Raw genomic sequence first — 16,954 nt, forward strand, 5'->3', positions numbered from 1 at the left:
GACGCGGCAGCTCAGCGACCGCTGGAAGGTGCTGCTGAGGGGCGCGGATAGGAGTGCTTCAGCAGGATGTCACCGGGGGATGCCGGGGTCTTGCCCACACAGGCGGCGTCGACGACGTACGCGGTGACGCGGTCGGTGCGGGAGACATCGGGCATGACCACGAGATACGCGGGAGCCTTCTTGTACTCGCCTTCCTTGGCCGCCAGCGGGCGCTCGCTGCGGCCGATGCCCTCGGTGATGCAACTGGGCACGTCGACCGTGTTGAAGATGTTCGGCCCGCCGGTCTTGGAGCCCGGTGGCTTGGTGCTGGTGCGGAAGTCGTCGTCGCCGCTGCCGGAGTCCTTCCCCGCGGAGTGATTCTTGGCAAGGAGGGTCTCCACCTGGTTCTTCACCGTGTCGCCGGAGAAGACGCTGACGGAGGCGTCCTGGCTGTGGTCTGTCCCGGGGTTGTCTCCGGAGTCGGTTCCCCCCATGGACTGAGCGAGCAGTGTTCCGAGCCCCAGGGCGGCAACCGTGAAGACGGCGCTCACTACGACGATCCTCCGGCGGGCGCTGCGCTTGCGGCTCGGTCGACCAGGGCCCGTGGCCCCACGCGAGTGGCCCGAGGGTCGGTCCGTGGGTCGGTCCGCAGGGGGCGATGTTTCACGTGAAACATGCGCGTCGTTGTTCTCGTCGAGCTCTGGACGCGACACATCGGCGGGTCGCAGAGCCGTCGTGGCGGGGGTGGCCTGGGCCTCGGGTGCCGTGGAGTTCAGCAGCGCTTCGGCGGCCAGGGCCGCGTCGATGCGGCCCGCGATGTCGGCAGGCATGCGGGGCGGCCCTGGCAGCGTGCCGAGCATGCCGCGGATCTCCTCCAGCGAGGCGTACACGTCGGCGCACAGCGGACACTCGTCCAGGTGCTGTCGCACGCTCGCGGTACGAGAAGGAGGGAGCAGACCTTCGGTGAGGTCGGAGAGCTCCGTGATCTCCGGGTGCTCGGCCGTCTCGGTCGTGGATGTCACGCTCGCCCACCTCCGCCCTTCACAGCAGCTGAATCGCTTGGCCCTGCATCATGTGGTCCTGCTGCGGGTGGGACGGATGTCCCCTGCGTCCGGTTCCGTCTGCCCGCAGACTTCTCGCCGTCCGCGCCTCCGCCGACATCCGCACGCAGATGGGCGAGCAAGGGGAGGAGTCTGGCTCTGCCACGGGAGCAACGGCTCTTCACGGTGCCGGTCGGCACATCGAGGATCCTGGCCGCCTCCGCCACGGGGTAGCCCTGCATGTCCACCAGGACCAGGGCTGCGCGCTGGTCGGCGGGCAAGGTTCCCAGCGCCTCCAGGAGCTGGCGGTGCAGGTCGTTGCGCTCCGCCGGAGCGGACGCAGACTCGTGCGGCTCCAAGAGCTGCTCCAGGCGCTCGGTGTCGTCGACAGGCGAGGTCTTCCGCGAGGCTGCCTTGCGGGCACGGTCGAGACAGGCGTTCACCGTGATGCGGTGCAGCCAGGTCGTGACGGCCGACTGCCCACGGAAGGTGTGAGCGGCCCGGTACGCGGAGACAAGCGCGTCCTGGACCGCGTCGGCTGCCTCCTCCCGGTCCCCCAGTGTGCGCAGCGCCACCGCCCACAGCCGGTCCCGGTGCCGCCGCACAAGCTCACCGAAGGCCTCCGGATCGCCCTCGACATGGCGGGCGAGGAGTTCCTGATCGCTCACCCCGTCGTGACCGACGCCGTCTGCCATCCGCCCCCCTCCCCTCAGCGCGCTGTCAGCCCTTGAACGTCACGTCGGTGATCGCCTGCTTGTAACCGGAACCGCTGTAGTCGTCGCCGGGTGCGTGGGGCACATCAGTGATCCACAGGAGTACATACTGCGTCTTCACCGATGTGGAGGCCTTCATGGTCGCGGTGGTGCCGCTCGTCGTCACGGTGCCGATTTTCTTCATTCCGTCCACGGACGTCGAGGGGGCCAGCGAATCAGCGGCGTACAGATGAATCGTCGTGTGGTTGCCGCTGTAGCGGAGCCCTATCGACGCCGCGGAGACGTCCTTGGCCGAGCCGAGGTCGTAGACGATGCCGACGCCGGGCTTGTACGGCGCGAGACGAGGGCCTTCGTTGTAGCTCTTGGTGCGCCAGTACGTGGAGGTTTTGCCGTCGTACGTGTTGCCCACGTCCTCGGGTGCCTGGGCGGAGCCTTCCACCACGTACTCTTCGGCGCCCTTGATCGCTATGGGCTTGGTCGGCCTGGTCTTGCCGCCGTCCTTGTCGTTCCCGTCCGTCGTCTGGTTCGTGTTCGTGTCGTCGGACGACTTGCCGCCCTGGTCCATGAGGGCGTCGGCGAGCTGCCAGCTGCCGAGGCCGAGGGCCGCGATGAGGAGTGCTGACACGGCCCACTTGAGGGCCTTGCCGGTACGGCTCTGCAGCGGAGGCGGCGGTGGGATCGGCTGCGTGACGCCCGGGTGGGGCGTCGGGCGGCCGTAGGACCCCTGGTGGTAGTTGGTGCGCTGGTACTCGGGCGGCGCGGTGAACGCGGGCTCCGGGGGGCGGATGCGGGGCATCTCGCCGATCGCCTTCACCAGGTCCTCCGGCGTGGTGCAGGCGGACTCGTGGCGGGAGGCGGTCGCGCCGTCGTTGACCAGCGCGCGCATGGCGAGCTCCGACAGGCCGCGGTGGACGCCGGCCCGCACCTGGTCCGGGGCGATGAGCCCGACGTCCTTCGGCAGGCCGGAGAGGCCGTACGCGTCCTCCTCGTACGGCCAGCGCTGGGTGAGCGCGGCGTAGAGCAGGGCGCCGATCGCTTCCGTGTCCGTGCGCTGCGGAGTCTCGGAGCTGATCCCGCGCAGCGCGGCGTTCACCGCGAGGCCGCGGATGCGCCACTGACCCGAGCCGGAGCGGAGCACGGCGCTGGGGTTGAGCCGCAGATGGGAGAGGCCCTCACGGTGCGCGGCGGCCATGGCGTGGGCGACTTGGGTGACCATCTGGTAGGCGTCATGCGGCTCCAGCGGGCCGGAGGCGAGCAGCGTCGTCAGCTCCGTCGCGTCCGGTAGCCACTCGTGCACCACGTACACGAGGTCGTTCTCCTCGACCGCGTCCAGGACCTGGACGAAGCGTGGGTCGCCCAGCAGAGCGGACGAGCGTGCCGCCGCCAGCACGGAGCGTGCCCGAGCGTGGTCGGCCGGCAGGATGTGTACGCCGACGGCCCGGCGGAGTTTCTCGTCCACCGCGCGCCAACTACTGAAACCGTCCAGACGGGTGACGCACTCTTCCAGCCGGTAGCGTCTGGCGAGCTTGTGGCCGCTGTGCAGTTCGGGCGGCGTGGTCTTCCCGACCTCGGTGCCGCCGCTCCCCTGTGCCTCTTCGCTCGCCGCGCTGTCCGTGTCCCGCTCCCGGTTCTGGGCCACCCCGTCGGCCGTGGACTGGTCCGCCTGTGCGGTCAGCGGCTTCTCGCCGCTGTTGTCTGCCACGTCGACGGCAGCCGTGCTCCGTTCCGCCACCGTCGTTCCTGCCTCCCCATCCGTGTGCGCGTTGTCCGACGCCAAAGCCAATTGTGCCCACAGTCCGCCGCTATGAGCGACACACGACGGCGGACGATGGTTGTGCGCTTACCCCCGCCTCAGCGTCCCAGGCGCCCGCGGACCATACCGACCATTGAGTTGAGCTCCTCGATGCGCATCCGTCGCGCCGCGACGAAGAAGACACCGAGCAGAACGATTCCGCCGCCGGCGAGCGCGAGCATCGAGCCGCCGACGCCCTGTCCCAGGGTGCGGCTGATGCCGTAGCAGGCGGCGCCGCTGAGCAGGGCCGCAGGCACCGAGGCGATGCACAGCCTGGCGTACGTCCGCAGCACCCTGGCCCCGTCCAGATCACCGCCCAGCCGCTTGCGCAGCCGACGCCAGGCCACGCCGACACCGGTCGCGTACGCCAGTCCGTACGCGGCAGCCATGCCCACCACGGCCCACCGGGCCGGCAGCACGAGGAAGCAGACCGCGGACGCCCCGGCGTTGACGGCCGCCACGATGACCGTGTTGTAGAAGGGCGTCCGGGTGTCCTCGTACGCGTAGAAGGCACGCAGCACGACGTACTGCACGGAGTAAGGGATCAGGCCGAGGCCGAACGCCATCAGCATGTAGCCCATGTTCGTGGCCGAGCTGGTGCCGGAGGAGCCGAAGATCAGGGTGCACATCGGGATGCCGAGAGAGAGGAACCCGAAGGCGATGGGCACGATGGCGACGGCGGTCGTGCGCAGGCCCTGGGAGATGTCGTCGCGGACGGCACCCGCGTCGTTCTCGGCGGCGGAGCGCGAGATCCGCGGCAGCAGGGCCGCCATCAGGGAGACCGTGATGATCGCCTGTGGCAGGCCCCAGATGAGCTGGGCGTTGGCGTAGGCACTGAATCCGGTGCCGGGGATCTTCGTCTCCGTGAGCGCGGCGGTGGCGAGCTGGATGACGACGAGGGCGCCCGCCTGGTTGGCGAGGACGAACAGGATCGTCCACTTGGCGAGCATCGCGGCCTTGCCCAGGCCGTGGCCCCTCCAGTCGAAGCGCAGACGCAGCTTGAAGCCCGTCTCCCGCAGGTACGGGATCATCGCGAGTGCCTGGACGACGAGACCGAGAAGGACACCGAAACCGAGGAGCCGCTCCCCCTCCGGCGGGATGTTCTCGACGGTCATGTGAGAGTTGGCGGCGCTGCCGTAGACCCAGAGGAACGCTCCCAGGGTCACGATGATGACGATGTTGTTCAGGACCGGGGTCCACATCATCGCGCCGAACCGGCCGCGGGCGTTGAGGATCTGCCCCATCACCACGTGGATGCCCATGAAGAAGATCGAGGGCAGGAAGTACTGGGTGAAGGTGACGGCGACCCCGTTGGCCGCGGAATTTGTGGCGAGGTCGTTCGACAGGGCGCGGACCAGAAACGGAGCGGCGAACATGGCGGCCGCGGTGAGCAGGCCAAGGACCACCATGACCAGGGTCAGCAGCCGGTTGGCGTACGCCTCTCCGCCGTCGTCGTCCTCCTTCATGGCGCGGACGAGCTGCGGCACGAAGACGGAGTTGAGGCCGCCGCCGACCGTCAGGATGTAGATCATCGTCGGCAGCTGGTACGCCACCTGGAATGACTCGCCCAGGAGGCCGAGGCCCAGCGCGGAGACGATCATCGCGGAGCGGATGAACCCGGTGAGGCGGGACACCATGGTGCCGGCCGCCATCACCGCGCTGGACTTCAGCAGCCCCGAGGCGCGGCCGCCCTTCTTCGCCGGAGGCGCGGGAGCGGGCTCGGGGGCGGTCTGCTGCGGTTCGGAGCCCTGGATCGGCATCGACGGCTGGGCGGGACCCGGTACGGACGCCGCCGACTCGGTTTGCTGACCCATGGGTGCGTGCGTGCCGCCCTGCTGCTGGTCGCGGAAGAGATGGGCGAAGGCATCCGGCTCGTGACGCTGCTGCCCGGCCCGCGTGACGAGATCGTCCACACCTACGAACTGCGTCGTACGGGGGTCGTCGCCGTACGGCAGATGTTGTGACGGCCCCTCGGGCTCGGGTGGCGGCGTCTGTGCCCACACCCGCGGGTCGGGGGCGTACGGGGAGGACGGCGGCTGGGCGTAGAGCGGCTGCTGCGGGGGGTACGTGCCCGGAGGCGGCGGGGGGTGGGCGGCGCGGTCGTAGAACGCCTCGGTGACCGGGTCCTGGGCGGAGAGGTCCTGTGCCCGGTAGGGGTCCTGGCCGTAGGCGTCCGGTCCTTGGGCATCCTGCGGGTACAGGTCGGTGTGGGGCTGCGGCGGGACATGGCCCGGCCCGGGCTGCGGGCGCTCGGGATAGCCCGAGTCGGCCGCGCCCTGACCGCGGTCACCGTCGTACGGCGCGTTCATCCTTACCCCACCTCATCGTCCCTGGCCCACTGGCCACGACATCGCTCAACGGTCCACTCTCTCACCCGTGCCGGACGGGTCGGCGCTTTCCAGTGCGGTGTCCGCCGACGGGTCACTCGGGTGCCCCGGCTCGTCTTCTCCGGACCGCGCGCGGGACTTCTCCTTGAGTCCGTCCGCCGCGAGGACTCCGGTGTCGCTCGTCTCCTCGGCCGCGGTTTCTTCCTCGGTGCCCTCCTCCTCGGCCTGCTGGGCCGCCGCGCGCTTGCGCTGCGTGTACATCCGGAAGCCGGCGAGTACGAGCAGGAGGACTCCGCCGGCGATGACCAGCATCACCGTGGGTGTGAACTCGGTGACGTTCACGTCGAAGGTGACGGAGGGACCATACTTCTGGCCGTCCTCCGTGTAGAGCTGCGCCTCCACGGCGACCTCGCCGTTGGCGTTGGCGTTGGTGTCGAACTTCACCGACTGACTGTGTCCGCCCGAGACCCGGATGGTCTGCTCCGCGTAGTCCTGGCCGTCGATCTCCAGGCGCTTCGGCTGCAACGACGTGAGGCGCAGCACCAGCTTGTCGACGCCCTGCACGAGATTGTTCTGCACCGTGACCGGGATCGTGGCGCTACGGCCCGAGAGCTTCGTCTCCGACTTCTCGATCAGCCTGACCTGGTCGGTGAGGGTGTCCAGGTAGGACTGCACGCTGTCGCGGTAGACGCGGGCCTCGGCGGCGCGGCCGCGCCAGGAGGTGGACATTTCCCGGTTCATGGCCCGTCCGAAGGGCGTGACGACGCGGGACTTGTCGGTGAGGACCACCTTGAAGCGGTCCAGATCGGTCTGCGTGTCCAGGATCGTCTCGAAGGCCGATGTCGGCAGCTGCTGCTTGCGCAGGGACGCAGGGTACGCGGCTGCCGACGGGACCTTCGTGGTGGCATTCGGGTCGGGCTTGGCGTCCGCGGCCGCCGACAGGTCCTGGGACTGCGACCAGTTTCCGCTCTGGAGGGCTGTCAGGGCCTGCGCCATCGTCTGGGCCTGACTCGGGGTCGGCATGCGCTGCGGGGCGATCACCACGCTGCGCTGCTTGTCCGGGGCCTGCAGGTCGGTCATCAGGCTCTGCGCGAGGAACTTCTGCACGGCCAGAGTCGCGTTGTCGGCCTTCGTCATGTCGCCCTGGAACGCCGTCGACAGCCGTGCGTCGGCGACGACCGCCGTGGTGCCGCCACCGATGGGGCGGGCAGCGTTCGGCGTGTAGGTCAGGTTTCTGGTGTCCTGGAGGCTGTCACTACGAGCGATCACCTTGTCGGCGCCCGCAGAGGTGGCGACCTTGACGATCGACGGGTCGACGGCTCCGTCCACAGGCCAGGAGAAGTCCGTCTCCGGTTTCACGTGGAGCACGGTCTCGACGGTGTCGGCGGCCACGTCCGTGGCGTCCTTGAGGTGGCTCAGGGATCCGGTGACGTTCTTGCCGTTGTGCGCCAGAGAGGCGATGTCGGGGTCGGCGAAGGGGAGGGCGACGACTTCCTTGCCCTGGACGGCCTCCTCCAGTTCGGCGAGCCATCGTTTGGCGACCGCCTGGTTCTTGCCGGTCGTGGTCTCGTTGCCGTTCGTGACCCGGTAGCTGCGCGTCATCGCGTCGACGGAAGCCAGGAGATCCGGGTCGATCACCCAGGTGATGTCGAGTTCCCTGCCCAGGCTCAGCAGCTGGTCCAGCCGGCCGCCGGGGGAGATCTCGTGGGCCAGGTCCTCGTTCTGGAAGACGGGCGTCTGCTGCTCGCCCGGACCCGTCTCCGCCGTCAGATGGGGGGTGGAGATGAGGGGCCAGAGGTATGTCGTCTTTGTCTTCGTGGCCGCGGTGTCCGGTTGCCAGGGCAGGAAGGTCCGCTGGATGCCGAGCACCCGCTCGTAAGGCGCGGCCGCGGTACGGCCCGCGAGGGAGACCCCGAGCTGGTAGACGCCGTCCGCACTGAGGTCCAGCTCCTTGACGGGGACCGAGATGCGGAAGGACTGGGCGACGCCCGGGGTGAGGCGGGAGAACTTCTCGACGTACTTCCCGCCGACCTCGGGTCCGTCCGCGTACTGGTTGAAGCCGCCGCGCCTGGCTGCGGTGTCGATCGCCGCGCGGCTGGACACGGTCCCGCCCACCCGGATGCCCACGTGGGCATCCGTGACCGGCTGCGTGCCGTTGTTTTTGACCGTGCCGGAGATGGTGAGGGTGTCGCCGTCGGTGGGGACGCTGGGCGTGAGCGAGTCCAAGGCTACGGCGACCGTGTTCGACCCGCCGGCCTTCGCCTGTGAGGGCCTTCCCGCAGAGTGCGCCTCCGGGGCGGCGGGCAGCTGGAGCAGCCCGGCCAGCAGGGGTGCCCCGGCGACCAGTGCCCCGGTACGCCGGAGCCACCGGCGGGCAGGTGAGGGACTCGTCCCCTGGGTGTCTGCCGCCTCGGCCACGCGCTCGCCCGTCCCTCGTCGTGTCAGTGGTCGTCGGAATGTGCGTCCACGCATGGTAACGATGTGCGCCGAGGGGAAGTGCCGCGGTCTGCCTCACAAGATCGACGACGGGACCATGAGTGTCCCGTATGTGTACGTATTAAAGGGAGCGACTGTGGGGGACGACTGTGCACGTTCCATGGAGGCGCTCCGGGTCGCCGGGGGCACGTACCCTTTTCTGTTGTGCCGAACGCCAACGAAGACAAGCCCAGTGCCCTGAGCCAGGTGCAGCACCGTGCGGTGAGTGAACTGCTGCGGGTGTCCCCTGTCGCCGATGACCTCGCCCGCCGCTTCCAGGAGGCCGGGTTCTCGCTCGCCCTTGTCGGCGGTTCGGTCCGCGACGCACTCCTGGGCCGGCTTGGCAACGACCTGGACTTCACAACGGACGCACGCCCCGAGGACGTACTGAAGATCGTGCGACCCTGGGCGGACGCAGTGTGGGAGGTCGGCATCGCTTTCGGCACGGTGGGAGCTCAGAAGGACGCCCGCGTCGGAGACGCTGTTCAACGCTTTCAGATCGAGGTCACCACGTACCGGTCGGAGGCGTACGACCGGACCTCGCGCAAGCCAGAGGTGTCCTACGGAGACTCCATCGAGGAGGATCTCGTACGGCGTGACTTCACGGTGAACGCGATGGCCGTGGCTCTCCCCGAGAAGGAGTTCATCGATCCTCACGGTGGTCTGGAAGATCTCGCGGAGCGTGTGCTGCGCACCCCCGGTACCCCGGAGGAGTCCTTCTCCGACGATCCCCTGCGGATGATGCGGGCTGCCCGTTTCGCCGCCCAGCTCGATTTCGAGGTGGCTCCGGACGTCGTCTCCGCGATGACCGAGATGGCCCGGCGGATCGAGATCGTCTCCGCGGAGCGGGTCCGGGACGAGCTGAACAAACTGATTCTTTCCGCGCACCCGCGCAAGGGCCTGACGCTGCTGGTCGGGACCGGGCTCGGGGACCACGTGCTGCCCGAGCTTTCGGCGCTGCGGCTGGAGCGCGACGAGCACCACCGGCACAAGGACGTCTACGACCACACCTTGATCGTGCTGGAGCAGGCGATGGCGCTGGAGGAGAACGGTCCGGACCTCACGCTCCGGCTCGCCGCGCTGCTGCACGACATCGGTAAGCCGAAGACGCGTCGCTTCGAGAAGGACGGTCGGGTCTCCTTCCATCACCACGAGGTGGTGGGCGCCAAGATGACCAAGAAGAGGATGACCGCCCTCAAGTACTCCAACGAACTGATCAAGGACGTCGCGCGCCTGGTCGAACTCCACTTGCGCTTCCATGGCTACGGGACCGGAGAGTGGACGGACTCGGCGGTCCGCCGGTATGTGCGTGACGCCGGCCCCCTCTTGGACCGTCTCCACAAACTGACCCGCTCCGACTGCACCACGCGGAACAAGCGCAAGGCGAACGCCCTGTCTCGCGCGTACGACGGCCTGGAGGAGCGCATCGCTCAACTCCAGGAGCAGGAGCAGCTGGACGCCATCCGTCCGGACCTCGACGGAAACCAGATCATGGAGGTTTTGGGTGTCGGGCCCGGCCCGGCCGTCGGGCAGGCCTATAAGTTCATGCTGGAGCTGCGGCTGGAGAACGGTCCGATGGAGCACGACGCGGCGGTGTCGGCGCTCAAGGAGTGGTGGGCCGAGCAAGGCTGAACCCGCGGACAACGGGGGCCGAGCCGTGAAACGGGGTCATGTTTCACGTGAAACATGACCCCGGAGGAGCGGTCGCGCACATACCGGGGGGCGATGTTTCACGTGAAACATCGCCCCCCGGACGTTCTGGCGTCAGCCTTACAGGGACTTCAGGCAGAGCACGACGTTGTGGTTGTTGCCCACCTGGTAGTACGAGATCTCGGCTTCCTTGACCGACTCGCACTTGCTGCTGTCGCTCGTGCCGTCGAACTTCTCGACGACCTTGTACTCGGCGTCGCCGGAGGAGCAGTCAACCGTCTTCAGTTCCGGCGAGGACTGCGTGCCCTCGTTCTGCATGCAGCTGCCCACGGCTGTGGTCTCGGCGTCGCTCTGGCCCAGGTACCACTTGCCGATGGCGACGATGATCGCGATGACGATGAAGCCGCCGATCCGAAGAAGCGTCTTGCTGACGCGCTTCTTGGGCGCGGGCGGTGGAACAGGAGCCCCTTGAAACGGTGCGCCCTGCTGCGGCGGATACGGCTGCTGGGGGACCCCCGGCTGAGTGGGCTGTGTGGCGAACGGATTCTGGCCCTGAGGCGGCGGAGTGCTCACTTGGGGTCCCCCTTGGATATGGGTGCGCATGGCGCGAAATAAGACGTGCGTAAGCTACCGGGCCCCACTGACAACACGGAACTTCAGGAACACTCTGTGGCGTTGATGTGACACTTACTGCCGTTCAAAGCGGGCCATAGCCGCCGCAATCGCCGCGTAGATAACGGCAATTGTTATCACCAACGCGGCTGAGCGGCCGTCAGGAGGGAGCATCAGAGCGGCCACGCCTGCGGCACCGACGAAAGCGACGTTGAACAGCACGTCGTAAACAGAGAAGATCCGGCCACGGAAGCCGTCGTCGACCGTGGACTGGACGATCGTGTCCGTGGCGATCTTTGCGCCCTGAGTGACAAGGCCAAGGACGAAGGCCGCGATCAGTATGGGGACTTCGGCGAACGGCAGGCCCAGAGCGGGCACCAGGACGGCCGCGGCAGCGGCACAGGTGACGATCCATAAGCCCGGTCCCATCCGCGAGACCGCCCCCGGCGTCACCACGGCAGCTGCGAAGAAGCCCGCTCCCGAGATCCCCACAGCGAGGCCCAGCAGGGCCAGCCCTCCGTTGGCGTCGGACGAGAAGGCGTACCGGCACAGCATCAGCACCATGACCGTCAGGGCGCCGTAGCAGAACCGCATCAGCGTCATCGAGGCCAGCGCCCAGGTGGCTTCGCGTCGTTGGGGCTCCGCGAGATGCCGTATGCCCGCCACGAGGTCCCGCGCGGTGCCGCTGAGCGCCGCTCGCAGCCGTGGTTGCACCAGGTCCGGCTCGGGCCCGAGCAACTCCCGCGTCATACGCAGAGAGGCGAGAGCGGAACACAGGTACAGGGCCGCGCCGAGGAGGACCACCGCGGCGTCGGAGTTCGCCACCACCAGCCGTACGACGAAGGCAAGTCCGCCGCCCGCGGTCGCGGCGAGGGTGCCGGCCGTCGGGGAGAGGGAGTTGGCCATCACCAGGCGATCGGCGTCCACCACGCGCGGCAGGGCCGCCGAGAGCCCGGCCAGGACGAACCGGTTGACCGCGGTGACACAGAGCGCGGAGACGTAGAAGAGCCAGCTCGGCACATCGCTCAGGATCAGGACGGCCGTCACACAGGCCAGGACGGCACGCAGCAGGTTGCCGTACAGAAGGACCTGGCGGCGTCGCCAGCGGTCCAGCAGGACACCGGCGAAAGGGCCGATGAGCGAATACGGGAGGAGCAGAACGGCCATTGCCGAGGCGATCGAGGCTGCCGATGTCTGCCTCTCCGGTGAGAAGACGACGTACGCGGCGAGCGCGACCTGATAGACACCGTCGGCGCCCTGGGACAGCAACCGTACGGCGAGCAGGCGCCGGAAGTTCCGGAAGCGGAGCAGGACGCGCAGGTCACGCACGACGGACATGAAGCACAGCCTCACATACGGGAAGGGCCCCCGGAGCCATGCGACCCGGGGACCCTCAGCAGTGATCGAAGCCAAGCGCCTCGACGCCCCGTTGTGCCGGAGCACGGCGCCCTGTGCGCTGCTAGCGCTCGACCTCGCCCTTGATGAACTTCTCCACGTTCTCGCGGGCCTCGTCGTCGAAGTACTGGACCGGCGGGGACTTCATGAAGTAGCTGGACGCGGAGAGGATGGGGCCGCCGATGCCGCGGTCCTTGGCGATCTTCGCGGCACGCAGGGCGTCGATGATGACGCCCGCGGAGTTCGGGGAGTCCCACACCTCAAGCTTGTACTCCAGGTTCAACGGGACGTCACCGAAAGCACGGCCCTCAAGGCGGACGTACGCCCACTTGCGGTCGTCGAGCCAGGCCACGTAGTCGGACGGGCCGATGTGGACGTTCTTCTCGCCGAGGTCCCGGTCGGGGATCTGCGAGGTGACGGCCTGCGTCTTGGAGATCTTCTTGGACTCCAGGCGCTCACGCTCCAGCATGTTCTTGAAGTCCATGTTGCCGCCGACGTTCAGCTGCATCGTGCGGTCCAGGATGACGCCCCGGTCCTCGAAGAGCTTCGCCATGACGCGGTGCGTGATGGTGGCGCCCACCTGCGACTTGATGTCGTCGCCGACGATCGGGACGCCCGCCTCGGTGAACTTGTCCGCCCACTCCTTGGTGCCGGCGATGAAGACCGGAAGGGCGTTGACGAACGCGACCCCGGAGTCGATGGCGCACTGGGCGTAGAACTTGGCCGCGTCCTCGGAACCCACCGGCAGGTAGCAGACGAGCACGTCGACCTGCTTGTCGTTGAGGACCTGGACGATGTCGACCGGCTCCTCCTCGGACTCCTCGATGGTGGCCTGGTAGTACTTCCCGAGGCCGTCGAGGGTGTGGCCTCGCTGCACGGTCACACCGGTGCTGGGGACGTCGCAGATCTTGATGGTGTTGTTCTCGGAGGCGCCGATGGCGTCGGCGAGATCGAGACCGACCTTCTTGGCGTCGACATCGAAGGCGGCGACGAACTCGATGTCACGGACGTGGTACTCGCCGAACTGGACGTGCATCAGGCCGGGGACCTTGGACGCCGGATCGGCGTCCTTGTAGTACTCGACTCCCTGCACCAGCGATGCGGCGCAGTTGCCCACACCGACGATGGCTACGCGAACCGAACCCATTCCGGTTGCTCCCTGTGTGTACGAGTGAGGCCCTGGCAGGGGTCTCACGTGGCAGTGTCGCCGGGCGTATCCGGTCCGGGGTCGCCCCCGGGCCGGGGCAGGACGCCCGGCGCTCCCTCTGTGGTGTCGCGAGGGGGTTCTCCGTGGGCGGGACCCTTCAGGTCCCGGCCCGCCCGCTCGCTTTCGATGAGCTCGTTCAGCCAGCGCACTTCGCGCTCCACGGACTCCATCCCGTGGCGCTGGAGCTCAAGCGTGTAGTCGTCGAGGCGCTCCCGGGTGCGCGCCAGCGAGGCGCGCATCTTCTCCAGCCGTTCCTCCAAACGGCTGCGACGGCCTTCCAGGACGCGCATGCGCACATCACGGGAGGTCTGTCCGAAGAAGGCGAAGCGAGCCGCGAAGGTCTCGTCCTCGTATGCGTCCGGACCCGTCTGCGAGAGCAACTCCTCGAAGTGCTCCTTACCTTCTGCCGTCAACCGGTAGACGATCTTGGCCCGGCGCCCCGTGAGCGGAGCGGCGGAAGCGTCCTCCTGCGCGCCCCCTGATTCCTCGATCAACCAGCCGTTGGCGACCAGCGTCTTGAGGCAGGGGTAGAGCGACCCGTAGCTGAAGGCTCGGAACACACCCAGTGATGTATTGAGTCGTTTGCGCAGCTCATAGCCGTGCATCGGAGATTCGCGGAGCAGCCCGAGTACGGCGAACTCAAGGATCCCGGAACGCCGGCTCATCGTCGCCTCCCCTCTGCCGCGGCCTCGCCGGCACGTCTTTATGCCGTGCTGATGTATCGACTCGATACATCTCGACGATAGGGCGCCCCTCCGGCTGCGACAAGAGGAGAATCGGTGAACGGGATCACATCACCGATTCGTTGCAGGCAAGTTGCCTGGTTTGGGGTGAAGTTCGGTGCTCGGAGGGTTTTGGTGGTGCGTAGTCTGTGCGCCATGCACACCACCGGGAACCGAGTGACTTCCGAGCACGTCGTTGTCCTCGGTGCAGTACGGATGAATGCCAACACGACCGCATCCGTACTTCGGGGGGACAGGAAACCAGCCGCCGTTTCCAGGCGCGCACGGGTGCGCCTGCCCGAGGAGTAGTCGTTCGATGAGTGAGCACCGTCGCAAACCGACGCAGCCGCAGGGAGGCGGACGTGCCGCGGCCCGACGCGGCCAGTCGGCGTCCTCCGGTCGCCGCGCGGCACCGCGAGGCGCCACCGGGTCTCCTTCAGGCTCCCATGGCTTGGGAGGTGAGGACCGTCCTTACGGCGGTCGTGCCGAGGCCCGGCGGGCAGCCCAGAGAGGCGGAGCGGGTGGCCGCCGCAGAGCGGCACCCGACGGCGCGGGACGCGGTCCCGGGCGTGGCAGAGGGCGTGCCGCGCCACCGGACAGGAAGCGGATCATCGACTACCCGCGCGCCGGGAAGTACGGCGCTGCTCGCTGGGTGCCGTCGTGGAAGCTGGTGACCGGAGCCTTCATCGGCATCTTCGGCGGTCTGCTGGCTCTAGCGGGTGTGGGGTACGCCTGGGTGAGTGTGCCGAACGTCCAGCAGACGGCGAAGGCACAGAACAACGTCTTCTACTGGGCGGACCGCTCTGAGATGGTCGCGACAGGTGGTGAGACGAACCGGCAGATCATCAACCTCTCGCAGATCCCCAAGAACATGCAGTTCGCGGTCATCTCGCAGGAGAACAAGACCTTCTACGAGGACAACGGCATCGACCCGATGGGCATCGCGCGTGCCGTACTCAACATGGCCAAGGGTGGTGAGACCCAGGGCGGCTCCACGATCACCCAGCAGTACGTGAAGAACGCGATGCTGGACGATCAGTCACAGACGATCTCCCGCAAGTTCAAGGAGCTGTTCGTCTCCATCAAGGTCGGCACCGACATGGACAAAGACGAAATCATGGCCGGCTACCTGAACTCCGCCTACTACGGCCGCAACGCCTACGGCATCCAGGCTGCCGCGCGCGCGTACTTCGACAAGGACGCTGCCGACCTGAACGCAGGCGAGTGTGCCTTCCTGGCGGCGACGCTCAAGGGCGCCACGTACTACGACCCCGCGGGCGCGACGTCCATCGACCCGGCAGCGACCCCCCAGGACAACAGCAGGCGAGCCCTGCGGCAGATGCAGGACACCCTCGACAAGATGGTCGAGTACCGCCATCTGAGCGCCACGGAGCGGGCCAAGTACACCAAGCTCCCGAAGTGGAAGAACCCGCGCGCCAACAACAAGTTGAGCGGCCAGGTCGGCTACCTGGTCGACCTTGCCAAGGCCTACCTGATCAACAACGACATCGTCAGTGCCGACAAGCTTCAGCAGGGTGGGTACTCGATCTACACGACCTTTGAGAAGAAGAAGGTCGACCAACTCGAAGCCGCGGTCAAGAAGGTCCAGAAGGCGAACATCAAGCCCAAGGAGCGCCCGGAGACGGACACCCACGTCCAGTTCGGCGGGGCGTCCGTGGACCCGGCCACCGGCGCGATCAAAGCCTGCTACGGCGGTGAGAACGCGACCAAGCACTTCACCAACAACTGCGACGTGACCGGCGCCCAAGTCGGATCGACGTTCAAGCCGTTCGTCTTGGCGGCCGCCATGAAGTGGGGCGTGCGCGACAAGGACGGCGACCCGACCCAGGCGCAGGACGAACGCACGATCGCCTCTCCGAAAAGCCTGTACAGCGGTAAGAACAAGCTGAAGATCAGGACTTACGACGGGGAGATCTGGCGAAACGAGAAGGACCAGGAGTGGCTGCAGGTCAACGACGGGGACGAGTCATACGGATCGCCGCCCGACTACAAGATTGACCTTCGTGAAGCGATGAGGGTCTCGGCCAACTCCGCGTTCGTCCAGCTCGGCATGGACGTCGGCCTGGACAAGGTGAAGGAGGCCGCTGTGGACGCGGGTCTCCTCGAAAGCAGTCTGGCCGGCACAAGCTTCCCGTCCTTCTCGATCGGCATCTCCGACCCGAGCGCGATCCGCATGGCCGGGTCGTACGCCACCTTCGCGGCCAGGGGCAAGCAGCGCGATCTGTACTCGGTCACAGAGGTCACGAACCAGGACGGCACGGTCTTCAATCACGATGACGTCGCTGAGACCAAGCAGGCCTTCACGGCACCGGTCGCCGACAACGTCACCGACGTCCTCAAAACCGTGGTAGAGGACGGAACAGGCACCAATGCCCAGCTGCCCGGTCGTGAGGTGGCGGGCAAGACCGGTACCACCGACGGTAACAAGTCCGCCTGGTTCGTCGGGTACACACCACAGCTGTCGACGGCGATTGGCATGTACCGCATGGACGACAACGCCTCCGGCAAGGAGCGCCAGTTCCTGGAGATGTACGGGACCGGCGATCAGGAGTCGATCCACGGCGCTTCGTTCCCGTCCGAAATCTGGCACGACTATATGGAGCAGGCACTCAAGGGTGAGCCGGCAAAGGGCTTCCCGGAGCCCGAGCCCATCGGCGTGATCGTCAACGATGATCCGGACCCGACGCCGTCCCCGACGCCGACCGAGACGGAAGAGGAGAGCCCCGAGCCCAGCCCGACGCCGAGTGAGAGCGAGGCCGAGCCGTCGCCCTCGCAGTCCGAGACCTGCAACAACCCGTTCGACCCGACCTGCAACGACACGGGTGGCAACGACACGGGTGGGACAGACAGCGGAGGGACGGACGGCGGTTCAAGCGCCTCACCCAGCCAATCCGAGGGCAGCACGAGAGGCAATGGCAACAACGGAGGCATCTTCGCAGGCCCGAACGGCTAGTCGCCGCGATGATCACTATCGAGGGTGTTTCACGTGAAACACCCGTCGTGAGGTGTTTCACGTGAAAC

The 16,954-nt window shown here is 67.5% G+C and carries 11 protein-coding genes; 2 read left to right on the top strand and 9 right to left on the bottom strand.

The window, feature by feature from the left end; all coding sequences use genetic code 11:
* Positions 1-11: 11 nt before the first annotated feature.
* The 5 genes from IE262_RS28835 to IE262_RS28855 all read right to left on the bottom strand — a co-directional run bounded on the left by IE262_RS28835 (position 12) and on the right by IE262_RS28855 (position 8,269).
* Positions 12-1,001: an anti-sigma factor family protein gene (locus IE262_RS28835; RefSeq protein ID WP_189877784.1), complete on the bottom strand. Its 990-nt coding sequence runs from the start codon at positions 999-1,001 to the stop codon at positions 12-14.
* The gene (gene sigM, locus IE262_RS28840) at positions 998-1,714 is read right to left on the bottom strand and encodes an RNA polymerase sigma factor SigM (protein WP_134038166.1); all 717 of its coding nucleotides are present in this window, start codon (positions 1,712-1,714) and stop codon (positions 998-1,000) included. The genes IE262_RS28835 and sigM overlap by 4 nt, the downstream gene beginning before the upstream one ends.
* Positions 1,715-1,739: 25 nt before the next feature.
* Entirely contained in the window at positions 1,740-3,464 is a 1,725-nt protein-coding gene (locus tag IE262_RS28845; RefSeq protein WP_189877786.1) for a protein kinase family protein, read from the bottom strand.
* 119 nt (positions 3,465-3,583) lie between these two features.
* Positions 3,584-5,833: a murein biosynthesis integral membrane protein MurJ gene (gene murJ, locus IE262_RS28850; protein ID WP_189877788.1), complete on the bottom strand. Its 2,250-nt coding sequence runs from the start codon at positions 5,831-5,833 to the stop codon at positions 3,584-3,586.
* A 45-nt stretch (positions 5,834-5,878) separates the two neighbouring features.
* Positions 5,879-8,269 (bottom strand): DUF6049 family protein, encoded by a 2,391-nt coding sequence (locus tag IE262_RS28855; protein ID WP_189877790.1) that lies wholly within the window; start codon positions 8,267-8,269, stop codon positions 5,879-5,881.
* Positions 8,270-8,491: 222 nt separating this feature from the next.
* On the opposite strand from IE262_RS28855, the gene IE262_RS28860 reads away from it, so the two are divergent.
* Positions 8,492-9,958 carry a CCA tRNA nucleotidyltransferase gene (locus IE262_RS28860; protein ID WP_189877792.1) on the top strand — a complete coding sequence of 489 codons (1,467 nt, stop codon included), beginning with the start codon at positions 8,492-8,494 and terminating at the stop codon, positions 9,956-9,958.
* 138 nt (positions 9,959-10,096) lie between these two features.
* Here IE262_RS28860 and IE262_RS28865 read toward each other — a convergent pair whose 3' ends face one another.
* The 4 genes from IE262_RS28865 to IE262_RS28880 form a co-directional block, all read right to left on the bottom strand.
* Complete coding sequence (locus tag IE262_RS28865; protein WP_189877793.1) at positions 10,097-10,549, bottom strand: LppU/SCO3897 family protein; 453 nt, start codon at positions 10,547-10,549, stop codon at positions 10,097-10,099.
* Positions 10,550-10,663: 114 nt separating this feature from the next.
* Positions 10,664-11,926: an MFS transporter gene (locus IE262_RS28870; RefSeq protein ID WP_189877795.1), complete on the bottom strand. Its 1,263-nt coding sequence runs from the start codon at positions 11,924-11,926 to the stop codon at positions 10,664-10,666.
* 121 nt (positions 11,927-12,047) lie between these two features.
* Positions 12,048-13,130 carry an inositol-3-phosphate synthase gene (locus IE262_RS28875; RefSeq protein WP_189877798.1) on the bottom strand — a complete coding sequence of 361 codons (1,083 nt, stop codon included), beginning with the start codon at positions 13,128-13,130 and terminating at the stop codon, positions 12,048-12,050.
* A 44-nt stretch (positions 13,131-13,174) separates the two neighbouring features.
* Positions 13,175-13,855, bottom strand: a complete 681-nt coding sequence (locus tag IE262_RS28880) for a PadR family transcriptional regulator (RefSeq protein ID WP_134038143.1) — start codon at positions 13,853-13,855, stop codon at positions 13,175-13,177.
* Positions 13,856-14,228: 373 nt separating this feature from the next.
* On the opposite strand from IE262_RS28880, the gene IE262_RS28885 reads away from it, so the two are divergent.
* Positions 14,229-16,886 carry a transglycosylase domain-containing protein gene (locus IE262_RS28885; RefSeq protein WP_189877800.1) on the top strand — a complete coding sequence of 886 codons (2,658 nt, stop codon included), beginning with the start codon at positions 14,229-14,231 and terminating at the stop codon, positions 16,884-16,886.
* Positions 16,887-16,954 lie beyond the last annotated feature (68 nt).

It is taken from the genome of Streptomyces bluensis, assembly GCF_014650715.1.
Classification (GTDB): domain Bacteria; phylum Actinomycetota; class Actinomycetes; order Streptomycetales; family Streptomycetaceae; genus Streptomyces; species Streptomyces bluensis.